Raw genomic sequence first — 1,461 nt, 5'->3', positions numbered from 1 at the left:
TCTCTTAACACTATGATTTTAAATGCAATAAAAAAACATTAGGGGAAAATGTATAAATTTTACAAACAGTGCAGGCATCCACAGTGTAGCAAAAAAGGTCACAGTTGACTGAAGGAGTAAGTTTTATGTTGCATAATAGGACGTTCAGTTTGTAGAATACTTATCAGTACTCGGATTAACTCAAGCAAGTGTTCTAATTTGCGACAGGAGGGGGGTGTGGAATCAACATACGAGCAAAAAGGGTTCAGCGCGCAAACGCGTACATGGAAGTTGGAGATCATAAAGGCGCAGGATGAAACTCTCCATATCCCTAAGGTCGGCACTACAGAGGCGATTTTTTGGGAGTCCGCTAACGTAATTTCAGTTAGTTGCCTGTGAAATTGAGCTAAAAAAATTTGTTTTTGGGATCGAATACCGAAAGTCGAGTTCACGCCAATATGTTGCAATGTCAATATTTTTTTATCTCTCTGTGCCTTGAAAAATATTTTCTGCCGCTTCCGGCACAATGCAGTCAGCAGCTCGATTAGTCCAAAATTCCAAACTCCAGTACTAAAAACACAACACCAATTATGCAACCATCTGTTCAGCCTTGTAAGAACTTCTTATCAGGGGCCCCGAGGCAACCTCCTTGAATCCCATAGTCTTCGCCTTATCAGCCCACTTTTGAAACTCATGGGGCTGAACATAACGCGCCACCGGCTCATGCATTTTCGATGGGGCCAGGTATTGCCCCAAGGTCAGATAGCGGCATCCGGTTTTTAGCAGTGAGGCTAAGGTCTCTTCAACCTCGATTTCCGATTCGCCCAAGCCGAGCATCATTCCTGATTTAACCTTGAGGCCCTGTTCCGCGGCAAAAGACAAAACCCTTAACGAACGATCGAAAATCGCCTGGGGTCGTACACGAGAGTAGAGCCGCGGTACTGTTTCGATATTGTGGTTGAACATATCCGGTCGTGCATCGCATACCATTTGAAGAGGCATCGACGAGCCTTTAAAATCCGGAGTCAGGATCTCCAATTTCGTCCCAGGGCAAATTGTTCTCACAGCTTGAATGGTGTCTACAAACTGGCTCGCACCCCCATCATCCAAATCATCTCTGGTCACCGAAGTGACCACCACATATTTCAAATTCAGTCTTTTTACAGCCTCAGCCAAACGTAGTGGCTCTTCCGGATCCGGCGGTACTGGCTGACCGTTTTCGACAGCACAAAATCGGCAGTTGCGGGTGCAACGTGTCCCTAAAATCATAAAAGTTGCCGTACCGTTGGCAAAACATTCTCCAATGTTGGGACAATGTGCACTTTTGCAAACCGTTTCAACATTAAAATTTTGAAGAATTGATTCCATTTTTTCAACCGACGTAGTTCTTGGCGCTTGAAGTTTCAGCCAGTCAGGATGTTTCGGGTGGTGGTATGCTTCAGAGCTAAAACGTCTGCAGAATCTTTCTACAAAAAGCGCCTT

General features: G+C 44.9%; 1 protein-coding gene. It reads right to left on the bottom strand.

Annotated features, from left to right (window positions below):
• Positions 1-567: 567 nt before the first annotated feature.
• The coding region (gene lipA / locus BLQ17_RS22050) for a lipoyl synthase (protein ID WP_281180577.1) at positions 568-1,461 on the bottom strand (894 nt) is incomplete at its 5' end.

The organism is Desulforhopalus singaporensis (assembly GCF_900104445.1).
Lineage (GTDB): Bacteria > Desulfobacterota > Desulfobulbia > Desulfobulbales > Desulfocapsaceae > Desulforhopalus_A > Desulforhopalus_A singaporensis.
The sequence above is the reverse complement of the archived record's forward strand: the minus strand, read 5'-3'. Positions and strand labels throughout refer to the sequence as shown.